The sequence below is a fragment of the Rhizobium sp. SYY.PMSO genome, from assembly GCF_046840415.1.
Classification (GTDB): domain Bacteria; phylum Pseudomonadota; class Alphaproteobacteria; order Rhizobiales; family Rhizobiaceae; genus Rhizobium.
In genome coordinates this window covers 3105025-3119451 of record NZ_CP177349.1, presented here as the reverse complement: position 1 = coordinate 3119451, position 14427 = coordinate 3105025, and the positions used below count along the sequence as shown (strand labels likewise).

Here is a 14427-nt window from a genome sequence, read left to right as displayed (position 1 = left end):
GCCCGGCATGTTTCCTGCGCGCAATTCCAGGGTGGAAGCTGCCGCGCGCACCTCAACCTTTTCCGGGCTTTTCCTTTGTGCCGGCTTTTTACGCGATTCCGGATGAGAAAATTGCTCCGAAAGCAAAACGCCCCGTCACGAGGACGAGGCGTTTTCTCATGCGATGATACGGGCTGAAGGCTCAGTCCTTGGCGCGCTCGACGTAGGAGTTGTCTTCCGTTGCGATGACGACGCGGGTGCCGGCGTTGATGTGCGGCGGCACCATGGTGCGGACGCCATTCGACAGCATGGCCGGCTTGTACGAAGAGGACGCCGTCTGGCCCTTGACGACCGGCTCGGTCTCGGTGATCTCCAGCGTGACGTGACGCGGCAGTTCGAGAGCCAGCGGAACGCCTTCGTGGATCGACAGGATGCAGGTCATGCCTTCCTGCAGATAGGCCTTCTGGTCGCCCATGGTTTCGACGTCGACGACGACCTGGTCGTAGGTGGCCGGGTTCATAAAGTGGAAACCTTCGCCGTCTTCATAGAGGTACTGGAAGTTCACGTCTTCGACGAAGGCGCGCTCGACCTGCTCGGTGGTGCGCCAGCGCTCGGAAACCTTAACGCCGTCGACGATGCGGCGCATGTCAACCTGCGTGACCGGCGTACCCTTGCCCGGATGAAAGTTCGCGGCGGTGAGAACGACGTAGAGCTTGCCGTCGACGTCGAGAACGTTGCCCTTGCGGACTGAAGAGGCGATGACCTTGACCATAAGACTTCCTTGTAACGCTGCGTTTTGCGTCGTAGAGGGACTGTCGAAATGCTCTCCGAGACGCAGCAATTGTTTGCTTGGGGGCGCAACTACCCTAAATCAACGGAAATTGCCACCCCCAACGCGGCCTGGGCCCTGAAGAAAGCTAGGAATGAAGCCAACGACGAGCAAAGCGTCTCCCTGGTGGACCCGCAATGTCCATGCGGACCGGCGGCCGTTCCTCATCGGCCGCAACGCGATCCAGGCGGCGCTGCGCATCTTCTTTGCGAAGAACGACTTTATCGAGGTCGATACGGCAACGCTGCAGGTATCGCCGGGCAACGAGGCGCATCTCCATGCTTTCGCGACGGAGGCGCTGACGACCGACGGCAGGGCGCTGCCCCTCTACCTGCACACGTCGCCGGAGTTCGCCTGCAAGAAGCTCCTTGCGGCCGGCGAGGAGCGCATCGCCTGCTTCGCCCATGTCTATCGCAATCGCGAGCGCGGGCCGCTGCATCATCCGGAATTCACCATGCTCGAATGGTACCGGGCGGGCGAAAACTACGAGGCACTGATGGCCGATTGCGCGGCGCTGCTGGCGCTTGCGGCTGAAACGGTAGGAGCCAAGACATTCACCTATCGCGGCGCGGAGGTCGATCCGTTCGCTGCGCCCGATCGCATCAGCGTCGCCGCCGCTTTCGAGCGCTATGCCGGCATCGACCTCTTCGCCTCCATCGGCCTTGACGGCTCTACGGATCGCGAGCGTCTGGCGGCGGATATGCGCCGGGTGGGCATCCGCGTGGCTGGCGACGACCTGTGGCAGGACCTTTTCAGCCGCGTGCTGGTCGAGAAGATCGAGCCGAACCTCGGGTTCGGCCGGGCCACGATTCTCGACGAATATCCCGTCTCCGAGGCAGCGCTTGCCCGGCCGTCGGCAAGCGATCACCGCGTTGCCGAGCGCTTCGAGCTCTATGCCTGCGGCGTCGAGCTTGCCAATGCCTTCGGCGAGCTCACCAATGCCGGGGAGCAGCGCCGCCGGTTCGAGATCGAGATGGCGGAAAAGCAGCGCGTCTATGGCGAGACCTACCCGCTGGACGAGGATTTTCTGGAGGCGCTTGCCGTCATGCCCGAGGCGAGCGGCATCGCGCTCGGCTTCGACCGGCTCGTGATGCTGGCAACGGGAGCCTCGCGGATCGAGCAGGTGCTGTGGGCGCCCGTCGCGGAGTACGACGCATGAACGTGATGCGACCGATCAGGACCGTCGGCGAGCTTGAGCGCGCCGGATTGATCGATGCCGATCAGGCGATCGCGCTCGAAGCCGTGGCGGAGCGCTATGCCGTCGCTCTGACGCCGACCGTGACGCGCCTGATCGACCCGGCCGATCCCGCTGATCCCATTGCCCGGCAGTTCGTGCCCGATCCGGCTGAATTGCTCGTCACCTCCGAAGAGCGTACCGATCCGATCGGCGACCACGCGCATAGCCCGGTCGAGGGCATCGTGCATCGCTATCCCGACCGCGTGCTTCTGAAGGCCGTGCATGTCTGCCCGGTCTATTGCCGCTTCTGCTTCCGGCGCGAGATGGTCGGCCCGCAGGGACTGGGCACGCTGGATGGCGATACGCTCGACGGCGCCTTTGCCTATATCCGCGAGCACGAGGAGATCTGGGAGGTCATCCTCACCGGCGGCGATCCGCTGGTGCTGTCGCCACGGCGGCTGGAAGACATCCTCGGGCAGCTCGCCGATATCGACCATGTGAAGATCGTCCGCTTCCACACCCGAATTCCAGTCGTCGATCCCGCAAGGGTCGATGCGGCGCTGATCGCAGCGCTGAAGGCGAGCGGCAAGACCGTTTATGTGGCGCTGCATGCCAATCATCCGCGCGAGCTGACGGATGCGGCGCGCGCCGCCTGCGCCCGGCTGGTCGATGCGGGCATCGTGCTTGTCAGCCAGTCGGTTCTCCTGAAGGGCGTCAATGATAATCCGGACGTGCTGGCGGCACTGATGAAGGCATTCGTCGAAACGCGCGTGAAGCCCTATTACCTGCATCATCCCGATCTTGCGCCCGGCACCGGGCATTTCCGCCTGACGATCGCCGAGGGCCAGGCGATCGTCGCGGCACTGCGCGGCCGCATCTCCGGCCTCTGCCAGCCGACCTACATTCTCGATATTCCGGGCGGCTACGGCAAGGCCGACATCGGGCAGAGCTCGGTGCGGGAGCAGGGTGAAGGCTGCTATTCGATTTCGGACTATCGCGGTGGCGAGCACATCTATCCGCCGCAAGGTTAGCGCTCGTTCCCGCAAACTTATAGTTTCACTGCCGCTGTGGTTGTTATGAGATTTTTCGAATAAAACGTGCCGGCGAATTTGGGTGAATTAACCTTCTTGTGCGCCTCATATTTTCGAAATTTGCAAAGCGATCACATTAGGGATTTTTAATATTTGTGCGCAGGCCGCCGGTTAGATGGCTTACGCATCGTAAATTTAAATCGGAAAAGTGTCGAATATAGCAATTTTCTACGAAGTATAAGTTGTTTGTATTTACCACGTCGCTTAGCGGAATGTTCTATTTTGCCTGTTACTTCTGGGCGAACGATAAGGCAGCGTAACTGCGGTTATGCTTGCAATTGCCAGAAGGGACTAGACTATGAACAAGACGATTCGTGATTTGCTGGCCAAGTTCGGTGCGCTTCCTGTTGCTGTCGACCAGATCGAAGACGATGCCGATCTCTATGCGACGGGGCTGTCCTCTTTCGCTTCCGTGCAACTGATGCTCGGCATCGAGGAAGCCTTTGACATCGAGTTTCCCGACAACCTGCTGAACCGCAAGTCCTTTGCCAGCATTGCCGCGATCGAAAGAACCGTCGGCATGATCCTGGACGGCAGAAAGGTCGCATGATGAGTGCGGCGGTCGCTTTCGTTGAGGTTGGGACGGGCGAAGGAGCGGCGGTGCGTGCCGCGCGCGTCGCGGCGATCGCCAGCCAGCACGCCGATGCCGTCGACACCGAGGGCCGGTTCCCACGCGAAGCCGTCGACGCGATGCGCGCCGAGAAGCTGCTTTCCATCCAGATCCCCGTCGATCTCGGCGGCGAGGGTGCGTCGACAACCGAAATTGCCGAGCTTTGCTCGATCCTCGGTCAGGCCTGCGCCGCCAGCGCCATGGTTTTCGCCATGCATCACATCAAGCTTTCGAGCCTGGTCGAGCACGGTGCCGACAGCGACTGGCACCGCGAGTTCATGCGCCGCATCGCCAGGGAGCAGCTGCTTCTGGCTTCGGCGACGACCGAGGGCGGTATCGGCGGTAACCTGCGCAACAGCATCTGCGCCATCAAGGTCGAGGGCGACACCTGCTACCTCGAAAAGGATGCGACCGTCATATCCTACGGCGCTCATGCCGACGCCATCCTGATTACCTCGCGCAGCCATGCCGAGGCGGCCTCTTCCGATCAGGTGCTGACGGTTTTCCTGAAGGATCAATATACGATCGAACGCACCGTCGCGTGGAATACGCTCGGCATGCGCGGAACCTGCTCGGACGGCTTCCTTTTCAAGGGCAAGGCTCCGGCCGTGCAGATCCTGCCGAAGCCGTTTGCCGAGATTGCCGCGCAATCGATGCTGGCAAGCTCGCATTTGCTGTGGAGCGGCGTGTGGTACGGAATTGCCGCCGATGCGGTTGCCCGCGCGCAGGCTTTCGTGCGTGCCGCCGCCCGCAAATCTCCAGGCGCGCCGCCACCCGGCGCGCTGCGTCTGGCCGAGACGTCGAGCATGCTGCAAATGGTCAAATCCAATGTGGTTGCCGGCCTCAAGGTCTATGAGGAAGCCAAGCTGGATGCCGACAGACTCTCCTCGATGGCCTTCGCCGTCGCGATGAACAACGTCAAGATCGCATCGTCGGAGATGATCCTGCCGATCATCAACCACGCCATGCTGATCTGCGGCATCATGGGCTACAAGAACGGTACGCCTTACAGCCTCGGCCGCCACCTGCGCGACGCGCACTCGGCGCAATTGATGATCTCGAATGACCGCATTCTCGGCAACACGTCGACCATGCTGCTCGTCCACAAACAAGATACCAGCCTGTTGGGGTAATCGTCATGGATATGCAAACCTCGTTTCTCGACCGTCTTTTCGAATCCGGTCTGCTGATCGACACCGGCGTTGATGGCCTCTATGGCCGCAGCGGCCAGTTCGAAGACGTCATTTCCGCCTTCGAGCGTTTGGTCGACAGGTTCGGCGGCGCCGACGGCGCCGAGGCCATCCGCTTTCCGCCCGGCATGAACCGCGCCTTCTTCGAAACCAGCGGCTACATGAAGAGTTTTCCGCAGCTCGCCGGCACGGTGCACAGCTTCTGCGGCAACGAGCTCGACCATATGAGCCTGCTGAAGTGCATGGAAGTCGGCGACGACTGGACCAAGGATCAGCAGGCGACCGATATCGTGCTGACGCCGGCGGCCTGCTATCCGCTCTATCCGACCGTCGCCAAGCGCGGTGCAGTGTCTGACGACGGAGCCCTCTTCGACCTGCAGTCCTATTGTTTCCGCCATGAGCCTTCCAAGGACCCGGCCCGCCAGCAGCTCTTCCGCATGCGCGAATATGTCTGCATGGGCAGCGAAAAGCATGTGACGGATTTCCGCCAGAGCTGGATGGACCGCGGCGTCGAAATGATGAAGGCCGTCGGGCTCGATGTCACCATCGACGTCGCCAACGACCCGTTCTTCGGCCGCGCCGGCAAGATGCTCGCCAACAACCAGCGCGACCAGAACCTGAAGTTCGAGCTGCTGATCCCGATCACGTCTGCCGCCAAGCCGACCGCCTGCATGAGCTTCAACTACCACCAGGATGCCTTCGGCACGAAGTGGGGCCTGAACTTTGCCGATGGCAGCGTCGTTCACACGGCCTGTGTCGGCTTCGGCCTGGAGCGCATCGCGCTGGCGCTGTTCCACACCCACGGTCTCGACGTCAAGGAATGGCCCGAGAGCGTGCGCAAGGCGCTGTGGGGCTGATCGCTTCCATGGCTGCCGTGTTTCAGGGACTGGATCCCGCCGCCTACAAGCCGCACGCGCTGCACGACAGCGAGCGCATGTGGCCCGAGACGAACTGCTATATCGATCTCTGGATCGAGGTGCTCTCGACCTTGAAGCTGCCGCCGGAAGCCATGCTCGGCTTCACGGTCGGCCAAGATTTCGAGGGCGACCAGTTCACTTTCTTCAAGGTGCCGCTCGAGGATCTGGAAGCGCTTTATGGCGTGCGCTGCACCGAACTTGCGATCTACGACAAGGTTCAGAACCATGTCGCCGAGCAGATCGGCCGCGGCCGGCTCTGCCTGGTGGAGATGGATTCCTTCTTCATGCCGGATACGCAGGGCGTCGGCTATCGCCGCGAGCACGGCAAAACGACGGTGGCGATCAACCGGCTCGACATGCAAGGCCGCACGCTCGACTATTTCCACAATGGCGGCTTCTTCCAGCTGTCGGGCGAGGATTTCGACGGGCTGTTCCAGCTGCACCTGACGGACGAGGATCTGCCGTTCCTGCCTTATACGGAATTTGCGAAATTCCCTGAAAAGGCGCCGGCGGAGGCAGCCATCCGCGAAACGGCGCGGCAGCTCCTGTCCTTCCATTTCCGCCGTCGGCCGCGGGCCAATCCGATCCGCGCCTTCGCACACGTCTTCCCCATGCAGGTGGAGGCGGTCGCTGAACGGCCGTTCGGCTTCTTCCACAAATACGCCTTCAACACGCTGCGTCAGCTCGGCGCCAATTTCGAGCTTGCGGGCAGCCACTTCGATTGGCTGACGGCCGATTTGTCAGAAGCGGCCGGCGAGGCGCGGAAAATCTCCGAAACGGCGAAATCGGTGCAATTCCAGCTCGCCCGCGCCATCACGCGCAAGAAATTCGAGCCGTTGCGCACAGCGCTTGATCCCGCCGCCGATGCATGGGATTCCATGATGAGCGAACTCGAACGGAAGCTGTGACCGGCTTCCGTTCGGTCGCGATACGGCTGGGTCATTTCTGAAAAATATAGGGCGGGGAAATCCCCGGAAGATGTATGGGCGGGCGCTTGGCTGATCTTGGCGGCGGAATGCGGCTGAGCGAAGGTTGGAATCTGGTACTGACGGAGGCTGGCACCTGCCTCTCGCCTTCCGACGTGCCGCTGACATCGGGCTTCCTCCCGGCGCGGGTGCCGGGCACGGTGGCGGAGGCGCTGGAAAGGGCCGGGCTTTTCGACCGGGCGAACCCCCACCCCCTTCATGACCGCGATGCCTGGTATATCTGCCGTCTGGTTGATGCCGAGGCCGGTGATGCGATCCTGCGGCTGGAGGGGTTGGCGACGCTCTGCGAAGTCTTCCTCAATGGCCGGCAAATCCTCGTTTCCGAAAGCATGTTCGAGGCCCATGACGTCGACGTCACCTTGCTTGGCGGTGACGAGCTGGCGCTCTGCTTCCGCGCGCTGGAACCGAGGCTTTCCGAGCCTGGGCCCCGTGCTCGCTGGCGGCCGCAGATGATCACGCCGCAGGGCTTGCGGACGGTGCGCACGACACTGCTCGGCCATATGCCCGGATGGTGCCCCGAGGTTCAGGCCGTTGGCCCTTGGCGGCCGATTTCGCTGCTGCGGCCGAGCGCGCCCGTTATTCGTGATCTCACCCTGCGGCCGGACCTGCTCGAAAGCGGCGAGGGCAGACTTTACGCCTCGCTTTCGGTCGAGGGCGATGCCGGAGCGCTGGTGCTTCGGTGCGGCGATGTCGAGCAGGCCTTCGAACGGGACGGCCAAGGCCGCTATACCGCCATCCTGAAAATTCCCGATGTCGAGCCTTGGTGGCCACATACGCATGGCGAACCGAAACTCCATGAGGTCGCGCTCGTCTTCGACGGTATCGAGCATACGCTAGGGAAAACGGGCTTTCGCCGATTGTCCGTAGACCGCGGCGCCGATGGGCAGGATTTTGCCCTGATCGTCAACGGCGAGCGGATTTTCTGCCGCGGCTCGGTGTGGACCACGGCCGATATCGTACGCCTGCCCGGCCGCCGCGAGGACTACCAAATGTGGCTGCGGCTCGCGGCCGAGGCCGGCATGAACATGATCCGCATCGGCGGCACCATGGCCTATGAGACGCCGGAGTTCTTCCGCCTTTGCGACGAGCTGGGCCTCATGGTCTGGCAGGATTTCATGTTCGCCAATTTCGACTACCCGAAGAACGACAAGGCCTTCAATGCCCACGTCGAGACGGAGGTTTCGCAGTTTCTTGGCCGCACGCGGCTGTCGCCTTCCCTGGCGGTTCTTTGCGGCGGCAGCGAGATCCACCAGCAGGCGGCGATGATGGGCTTGCCCGAGCAGTTCTGGAAAAGTCCTGTCGTCGAGGAAATCATCCCGCCGCTGGCACAGTCGTTTCGGCCCGATGTGCCCTATGTGGTCAATTCGCCCTCCGGCGGCGCCATGCCTTTTTCGCCGAATGCCGGTGTTGCGCATTATTATGGCGTCGGTGCCTATATGCGACCGCTTGCCGATGCGCGCCGGGCTGACGTCCGCTTTGCCGCGGAAAGCCTCGCTTTCGCGCATGTGCCGCAAGCCCGCACGCTTGGCCAGCATCTACCGGTTCCGGCAGTCCATAGCCCGCTATGGAAAGAGCGCGTGCCGCGCGATCGCGGCGCATCCTGGGATTTCGAGGATGTTCGCGATCATTATCTTCAGGAGCTTTACGGTTTCGATCCCAACCGGCTGCGGCGGGAGGACCCCGATCTTTATCTCAATCTCTCGCGGGTCGTGACCGGCGAAGTGGCCGAGGAAACCTATGCCGAGTGGCGGCGCCACGGCTCCGCTTGCAACGGCGCGCTGGTCTGGACGCTGCAGGACCTTCTTCCGGGCGCCGGCTGGGGCGTCATTGACTCGACCGGAGAGCCAAAGCCGGTCTTCTACGGGCTGCGCCGGGCTTTCCGGCCGGTGCAGGTGCTGCTCGCGGACGAGGGCACCAACGGCCTCGATGTGCATGTCATCAACGAGAGCGATGCGGCGCTCGACCTGACGGTCGAGGTCTCCTGCCTGCGCGACGGCCGTCAGATCGTCGTGGGCGGGGGCCGCGATATGGTGCTTGAGGCCCGCGGCAAGCGAAAGATCGCCTGCACGGATCTTTTCGGCGCCTTCTTCGATACGACTTATGCCTTCCGCTTCGGCCCGCCGTCGCACGATGTCACGGTGGCGCGGCTGACGGCAGCGGCGAGCGGCGCAGTGCTCGCCCGGGCCTTTTACTTCCCGCTTGGGCGAACCAGGGCGTTCCACGATGCCGAGATCACCGCATCGGTCCTTCAGGAAGGCGAGGGATGGTATCTGGAGGTGAGCAGCGATCGGCTGGCGCAATCGGTACAGATCGATCTGGAATCCTATCGGGCGGAGGACGACTGGTTCCATCTCGCACCGGGCGGCAGCCGGCGGATTCCCCTGCATCGGCGGCCGGGCGTTCCGGCCGATGTCATCCCGTCCGGCCAGATCCGCGCCATCGGCAGCCGGCGGATCGTCGAGGTGTGAAGGCCTATCTCGCTCGTCAGGGCGAGATGGGCCTCATCCGCGTCGGCAGCTTCCCTACAAAGTCGCGCCATCCGGACCGAACAGGTGGCAGCGCTCCGGATCGATGCGGATGTCGACCGTCTCGCCGGCGCGGATAGCCTGTTGATCTTCCAATGCGACCGTCAGCGTCTGGCCGCCATGCAGCGTCGCGTAGAGGATCGTCTGGCCGCCGAGATGTTCGACCAGATCGACGCGGGCATTGCCGAGCGCCACGCCTCGGTCGCCGACGTTCAGGTGTTCCGGGCGCGCGCCGAGTGTCACCGGTTGCCCCGGCTGCAGGGTGCCAAGCCGACGCGGCAGGCGCACCGTCTGGCCGGCGAGATCGATGACGGCGGAGCCGTCGTCCGAGGCGACGATCTTCGCATCGAGAAAATTCATTTTCGGCGAACCGATGAAGCCGGCGACGAATTTGTTCTTCGGCTTGTTGTAGAGGTCGAGCGGCGCGCCGACCTGTTCGATCTTGCCGCCATTGAGCACGACGATCTTGTCGGCCATGGTCATGGCCTCGGTCTGGTCGTGGGTGACGTAGATCATGGTGTTGCCGAGCCGCTGGTGCAGGCGGGCGATCTCGACGCGCATCTGCACGCGCAATTCGGCGTCGAGGTTCGAAAGCGGCTCGTCGAACAGGAAAATATTGGGCTCGCGCACGATGGCGCGGCCGATGGCGACACGCTGACGCTGACCGCCGGAAAGCTGTTTCGGCTTGCGTTGCAGCAGCTGCTTGATCTGCAGCACCTCGGCCGCCTTTTCGACGCGCGGCTGTATCTCGTGCTTCTTCATGCCTGCGGTCTCAAGTCCGAAGGCAAGGTTCTTGTAGACGGTCATATGCGGGTAGAGCGCATAGGACTGGAAGACCATGGCGATGCCGCGCTTGGAGGCGGGGACATCGTTCATACGGCTGCCGTCGAGATAGAGGCCGCCGCCGGAAATCGGCTCCAGACCGGCGATCATGCGCAGGAGCGTGGACTTGCCGCAGCCGGAGGGGCCGACGAAGACGGTAAATTCCCCCGGCTCGATTTCCAGGTCGATTCCGTGAACCGCCTGAAGCTCGCCATAGCGCTTGATAACTTTCTGCAGCGAAACGCTTGTCGCCATGGGGGCTACCTCCTTGTTCGTCCTGATGGCTCGCGGGGCAATGTTCATGCCGGCCTCCAGCTCTTGTATTTTGCGCTTTCCGGCCCGACAGGGAAGCGGACTTCGGTCCGCTTTTCCGACGATTCATAGAAAGCCGTGACCAGCTCCAGCGCCTGGCGGGCATCGGCCGTCGTCACCGGCAGCGGGCCGCCAGACACCAGCGCCTCGTGGAGCAGCTTCATCTGGGTGTTGAAGCGGATCGGGATCGGCGTCCAGTCGGCCAGCAGCGCATCGATCCTGGCGGCGATCTCGTCATTCGCCGGAACGATCTTCCAGGGGTCCTGGCCGGGGCTGTAAGGTTCGTGGTTGCTCTCGATCAGCACGTTTTCGAAGCAGAGGCGCAGGCGGCTGATCTGCTCCTGCGAGCCGAGCGTGGCGCTGATGGTGGCGAGCGCGCCGTTTTGCATCAGCAGGCTGGCGCTGGCGCAATCCTCCACCTCGATATCGTTGACCCGGGTGGCGACGCGGCCGAAGAGGCCGGCGATCGGCCCCATCAGATAGGTCAGCATGTCGTGCAGGTGGATGGAGTGGGTCATCAGCACGCCGCCGAGCTCGGTCTCCCATTTGCCGCGCCAGGGAACCGCATAATAGTCGGCGCCGCGCACCCAATGCGTTTCCGATGTCGCGACATAGGGCTTGCCGGCGATGCCTGAAGCGATGATGCGCTTGGCCTTCTGGATGCCGTCGCCGTAGCGATACTGGAAGATCGGCATGAGCCGGCCCCTGGCCGTCTTCTCGGCGGCGATCACGGCATCGATATCGGCGAGCGATCCCACAAGAGGCTTCTCGCAGACCACATGCTTGCCGGCGGCGAGCGCCTGCATGATGAGCTGGAAATGCGAGCCGGGCGGCGTGCAGATATCGACGATGTCGATATCGGGCATGTCCAGCACTTCGGCGAAATCCTTGACGCGCTTGCCGATGCCGAATTCGTCGCCGACCGCGTTCAGGCGCTCCTCGTTGAGATCGCAGAGGACGGCAACTTCGAAGCGGTCGGAATGGGGCAAATAGCCCTCGACGATATGGGAGCGGCCGATGCCGAGGCCGATGATCGCGACTTTCTTGATGTCGGACATAGCGCAATTACCTTTGAATGCTGGTGAGCGATGTTGCTTCGGCAAGCGCCTGCGCCTTCAGCGCCAGTTCCATGGCCTTGAAGCAATGTTCCTGGCCCATCGCCGTTTCGGTGCGGTCCCTGATATCGGCGGCAAGCTGGCGGCCGTAGGGGAGGTCGAGGCCGGCGCAGTCGATATGCTGCATGCCCTTGCGGTCGGTGAGGAAGAGGTGATCGGTGCCGGGGCGGCCGGCGACGTCGATATATTTGCGCAGCTCGATCGTGCCATCGGTGCCGACGATGAAGAGGCGCCCGTCGCCCCAGGTGGAGAGCCCGTCCGGCGTGAACCAGTCGACGCGGACATAGCCTGTCACGTCGGGCGTGCGCAGGTGGAAGTCGCCGTAGTCCTGCAGGCCGGATGTATCGGGATTGGCGCGGTTGGACACCGTCGCAGACAGCACTTCGGCTTCGAGGGAATCCGCGAAGAACAGGAACTGCTCGCATTGATGCGAGGCGATGTCGGTGATGATGCCGCCATAGCGCTTGCGGTCGAAGAACCAGTCCGGCCGGGTCGGCTTGCGCAGCCGGTGCGGACCGAGGCCCGTCGTGTGGATGACCTTGCCGATGGCGCCGGCCTTGACCAATTCGCCGGCCTTGACCGTCGATGCCGTCTCGAAATGCTCGGAATAGAGGATCGAGACGATGCGCCTGGTCTCGGCCTGCACCTTTTTGACGTCTGCCAATTGGTCCAGCGTCACCATGCCGGGCTTGTCGAGCATTACGTCCTTGCCGTGGCGCATGGCTTCGATGGCAAGGGCGGCGCGCTCGCTGGAAATGGCCGCGCTGACGATCAGCGCGATGGAGCCATCCTCCAGAATTTCTCTTCTGTCGGCGACGCGTCTTGCCTGTGGAAAGCGACCGGCGAAGACGGCGGCGAGATCGTCTTCCACTGCATGGAAGGCGACGAGTTCGGCGCCGGCCCGCAGCATGACGTTGACCTGGCCGTAGATATGATCGTGATTGAGGCCGATGGCGGCAAAGCGCAGCGCGCTCATGCGACATTTCCTTTCAATGGGTTTGTTGGTTCGCAGCCCCAAATCTTGGGTATTCGGGACTACGGGTTCGTGGTCAGCGCTTGAGGCCGGCGGTCGCGATGCCGTCGATCAGCAGCCTCTGGAAGAACAGGAAGATCAGGAAGACCGGGATCAGCGACAGGCTCGACATGGCGAACAGGCTGCTCCAGTCGGAGCTTCCGGTGGAATCCACGAAGGAGCGCAGGCCGAGCTGGACGGTGTAGGTGTTGATGTCCGAGAGGTAGATCAGCGGCCCGAAGAAATCGTCCCAGGTCCAGATGAAGGAGAAGATGGCGGCCGTCGCCAGAACGGGAAGCGACAGCGGCAGCATGATGCGCCAGTAGATGCGCCAGGCGCTGCAGCCGTCCATCATCGCAGCCTCGTCCAGTTCGCGCGGGATGCCGCGGAAGAACTGCACCATCAGGAAGATGAAGAAGGCGTCGACCGCCAGGAATTTCGGCACGACGAGCGGCAGCATCGTCTTCACCCAGCCGAGCTTGAGGAAGAGGATATATTGCGGGATCAGCGTGACGTGATAGGGCAGCATCAGCGTGCCGAGCATCAGCGCGAACCAGAAATTCTTGCCCCAGAAATTGAGCCTTGCGAAGGCGTAGGCGGCCAGCGAACAGGAGATGACGTTGCCGAGGACGGAAAGCACGGCGATGACGACCGAATTCCAGACGAAGGTGCCGAACGTGACCTGACCGCCGAACCAGCCGCGGGCATAGGCGCTGAAATCGAATTGCGACGGGATCAGCGACGCCGTGCCGAAGATCTCGTTCTGGTCCTTGATCGAGCCGGACAACATCCACAGCAGCGGATAGAGCATCACCACCGATGCGGCGATGAGGGCGACGTGGATGAGGACGGAAAGAAACCAGGGGCGCTCGCGCGGCGGCTTCATGTCCTCGGCAAAATGGGTGAGCTTCGCGTCAGTCATCGTAGTGGACCCAATAACGAGCGGAGAGGAAGGAGAAGGTGGTGAAGATGGCGATAATGATCACCAGAACCCAGGCGAGCGCGGCGGCATAACCCATGCGGAAATAGCCGAAGGCTTCCTGGTAGAGATAGAGCGTGTAGAACAGCGTCGAATCGATCGGCCCGCCGGTGCCGGAGGAAATCACATAGGCCGGCGTGAAAGCCTTGAAGGCGTCGATGGTCTGGACCACGGCGTTGAAGAAGATCACGGGCGTCAAAAGCGGCAGCGTGATCCTGAAGAAGATCCGGGTCTTGGACGCGCCGTCGAGGTTGGCGGCCTCGTAAAGATCGGTCGGGATCTGCCTGAGGCCCGCGAGGAAAATAATCATCGGCGATCCGAACTGCCAGATGGCCAGGATCACGAGCGTATAGAGCGAATAGTCCGGATTGGAGATCCAGCTCGGCCCGTTGATGCCGAAGGCGTACCAGAGCAGTGTGTTGACGATGCCGTCGGCGTCGAAGATCTGCCGCCACAGCACCGCGATTGCGACGCTGGAGCCAAGCAGCGACGGCAAGTAGAAGATGGCGCGGTAGACCGGCAGGCCGCGGATGCCGCGGTTGAGCAGCAGCGCCACCAGCAGCGCGAAGGCGAGCTTCAGCGGCACGGAGCAGACGACGTAGAACAGCGTGACTTTCATCGACGACAGGAATTTGTCGTCCGCCGTGGCGATCCGCACATAATTGTCGATGCCGACGAGGTTCGGCGACTGGAGCAGATTGTAGTCGGTGAAGGAGAGATAGAGCGAGGCGATCGCCGGTCCGAGGGTCAGCCCGAAGAAGCCGATGAACCACGGCAGAAGAAAGAGATAGCCGGGCGCGTTGCGCGCGAATGCGCCCGGCGCCTTATAGGTGGTTTCCACGCGCAACGGCGCGGGCGTACCGACGGCCAAGCCGCCGGCAAC

The 14427-nt window shown here is 62.6% G+C and carries 13 protein-coding genes; 7 read left to right on the top strand and 6 right to left on the bottom strand.

What is annotated here, in order from left to right:
* Positions 1–181 precede the first annotated feature (181 nt).
* Complete coding sequence (gene efp, locus ACJJVH_RS15145) at positions 182–751, bottom strand: elongation factor P (protein ID WP_112796004.1); 570 nt, start codon at positions 749–751, stop codon at positions 182–184.
* A 151-nt stretch (positions 752–902) separates the two neighbouring features.
* On the opposite strand from efp, the gene epmA reads away from it, so the two are divergent.
* The 7 genes from epmA (at position 903) to ACJJVH_RS15110 (ending at position 9247) form a co-directional block, all read left to right on the top strand.
* Positions 903–1967 (top strand): EF-P lysine aminoacylase EpmA, encoded by a 1065-nt coding sequence (gene epmA, locus ACJJVH_RS15140; protein ID WP_412064268.1) that lies wholly within the window; start codon positions 903–905, stop codon positions 1965–1967.
* Complete coding sequence (locus tag ACJJVH_RS15135; RefSeq protein WP_412064267.1) at positions 1964–3016, top strand: lysine-2,3-aminomutase-like protein; 1053 nt, start codon at positions 1964–1966, stop codon at positions 3014–3016. Before epmA ends, ACJJVH_RS15135 begins: the two co-directional genes overlap by 4 nt.
* A 358-nt stretch (positions 3017–3374) precedes the next feature.
* Positions 3375–3626, top strand: a complete 252-nt coding sequence (locus ACJJVH_RS15130) for an acyl carrier protein (protein WP_112796009.1) — start codon at positions 3375–3377, stop codon at positions 3624–3626.
* Positions 3626–4819: an acyl-CoA dehydrogenase family protein gene (locus ACJJVH_RS15125; RefSeq protein WP_113385015.1), complete on the top strand. Its 1194-nt coding sequence runs from the start codon at positions 3626–3628 to the stop codon at positions 4817–4819. The genes ACJJVH_RS15130 and ACJJVH_RS15125 overlap by 1 nt, the downstream gene beginning before the upstream one ends.
* 5 nt (positions 4820–4824) lie before the next feature.
* Entirely contained in the window at positions 4825–5733 is a 909-nt protein-coding gene (locus ACJJVH_RS15120; RefSeq protein WP_113359121.1) for an amino acid--[acyl-carrier-protein] ligase, read from the top strand.
* 8 nt (positions 5734–5741) lie between these two features.
* Positions 5742–6701, top strand: coding sequence for a DUF1839 family protein (locus ACJJVH_RS15115; protein ID WP_113385014.1), 960 nt, complete (start codon positions 5742–5744; stop codon positions 6699–6701).
* A 74-nt stretch (positions 6702–6775) separates the two neighbouring features.
* Positions 6776–9247, top strand: coding sequence for a glycoside hydrolase family 2 protein (locus tag ACJJVH_RS15110; protein WP_412064266.1), 2472 nt, complete (start codon positions 6776–6778; stop codon positions 9245–9247).
* Positions 9248–9301: 54 nt separating this feature from the next.
* Here the strand turns inward: ACJJVH_RS15110 and ACJJVH_RS15105 are convergent, their stop codons facing one another.
* The 5 genes from ACJJVH_RS15105 to ACJJVH_RS15085 all read right to left on the bottom strand — a co-directional run bounded on the left by ACJJVH_RS15105 (position 9302) and on the right by ACJJVH_RS15085 (position 14391).
* Positions 9302–10381, bottom strand: a complete 1080-nt coding sequence (locus tag ACJJVH_RS15105; protein ID WP_412064265.1) for an ABC transporter ATP-binding protein — start codon at positions 10379–10381, stop codon at positions 9302–9304.
* Between the two features lie 44 nt (positions 10382–10425).
* Positions 10426–11496 carry a Gfo/Idh/MocA family protein gene (locus ACJJVH_RS15100; RefSeq protein WP_412064264.1) on the bottom strand — a complete coding sequence of 357 codons (1071 nt, stop codon included), beginning with the start codon at positions 11494–11496 and terminating at the stop codon, positions 10426–10428.
* A 7-nt stretch (positions 11497–11503) separates the two neighbouring features.
* Positions 11504–12529, bottom strand: coding sequence for a Gfo/Idh/MocA family protein (locus ACJJVH_RS15095; protein WP_412064263.1), 1026 nt, complete (start codon positions 12527–12529; stop codon positions 11504–11506).
* Positions 12530–12602: 73 nt separating this feature from the next.
* Entirely contained in the window at positions 12603–13451 is an 849-nt protein-coding gene (locus ACJJVH_RS15090) for a carbohydrate ABC transporter permease (protein ID WP_412065173.1), read from the bottom strand.
* 28 nt (positions 13452–13479) lie between these two features.
* Positions 13480–14391, bottom strand: coding sequence for a carbohydrate ABC transporter permease (locus tag ACJJVH_RS15085; protein ID WP_113359191.1), 912 nt, complete (start codon positions 14389–14391; stop codon positions 13480–13482).
* Positions 14392–14427: the final 36 nt, after the last annotated feature.

Excerpts from the sequence above, each read along its gene's own strand:
- efp (WP_112796004.1), bottom strand. The coding sequence starts at position 751 with ATGGTCAAGGTCATCGCCTCTTCAGTCCGCAAGGGCAACGTTCTCGAC.
- epmA (WP_412064268.1), top strand. The coding sequence starts at position 903 with ATGAAGCCAACGACGAGCAAAGCGTCTCCCTGGTGGACCCGCAATGTC.
- ACJJVH_RS15135 (WP_412064267.1), top strand. The coding sequence starts at position 1,964 with ATGAACGTGATGCGACCGATCAGGACCGTCGGCGAGCTTGAGCGCGCC.
- ACJJVH_RS15130 (WP_112796009.1), top strand. The coding sequence starts at position 3,375 with ATGAACAAGACGATTCGTGATTTGCTGGCCAAGTTCGGTGCGCTTCCT.
- ACJJVH_RS15125 (WP_113385015.1), top strand. The coding sequence starts at position 3,626 with ATGAGTGCGGCGGTCGCTTTCGTTGAGGTTGGGACGGGCGAAGGAGCG.
- ACJJVH_RS15120 (WP_113359121.1), top strand. The coding sequence starts at position 4,825 with ATGGATATGCAAACCTCGTTTCTCGACCGTCTTTTCGAATCCGGTCTG.
- ACJJVH_RS15115 (WP_113385014.1), top strand. The coding sequence starts at position 5,742 with ATGGCTGCCGTGTTTCAGGGACTGGATCCCGCCGCCTACAAGCCGCAC.
- ACJJVH_RS15110 (WP_412064266.1), top strand. The coding sequence starts at position 6,776 with ATGGGCGGGCGCTTGGCTGATCTTGGCGGCGGAATGCGGCTGAGCGAA.
- ACJJVH_RS15105 (WP_412064265.1), bottom strand. The coding sequence starts at position 10,381 with ATGGCGACAAGCGTTTCGCTGCAGAAAGTTATCAAGCGCTATGGCGAG.
- ACJJVH_RS15100 (WP_412064264.1), bottom strand. The coding sequence starts at position 11,496 with ATGTCCGACATCAAGAAAGTCGCGATCATCGGCCTCGGCATCGGCCGC.
- ACJJVH_RS15095 (WP_412064263.1), bottom strand. The coding sequence starts at position 12,529 with ATGAGCGCGCTGCGCTTTGCCGCCATCGGCCTCAATCACGATCATATC.
- ACJJVH_RS15090 (WP_412065173.1), bottom strand. The coding sequence starts at position 13,451 with ATGAAGCCGCCGCGCGAGCGCCCCTGGTTTCTTTCCGTCCTCATCCAC.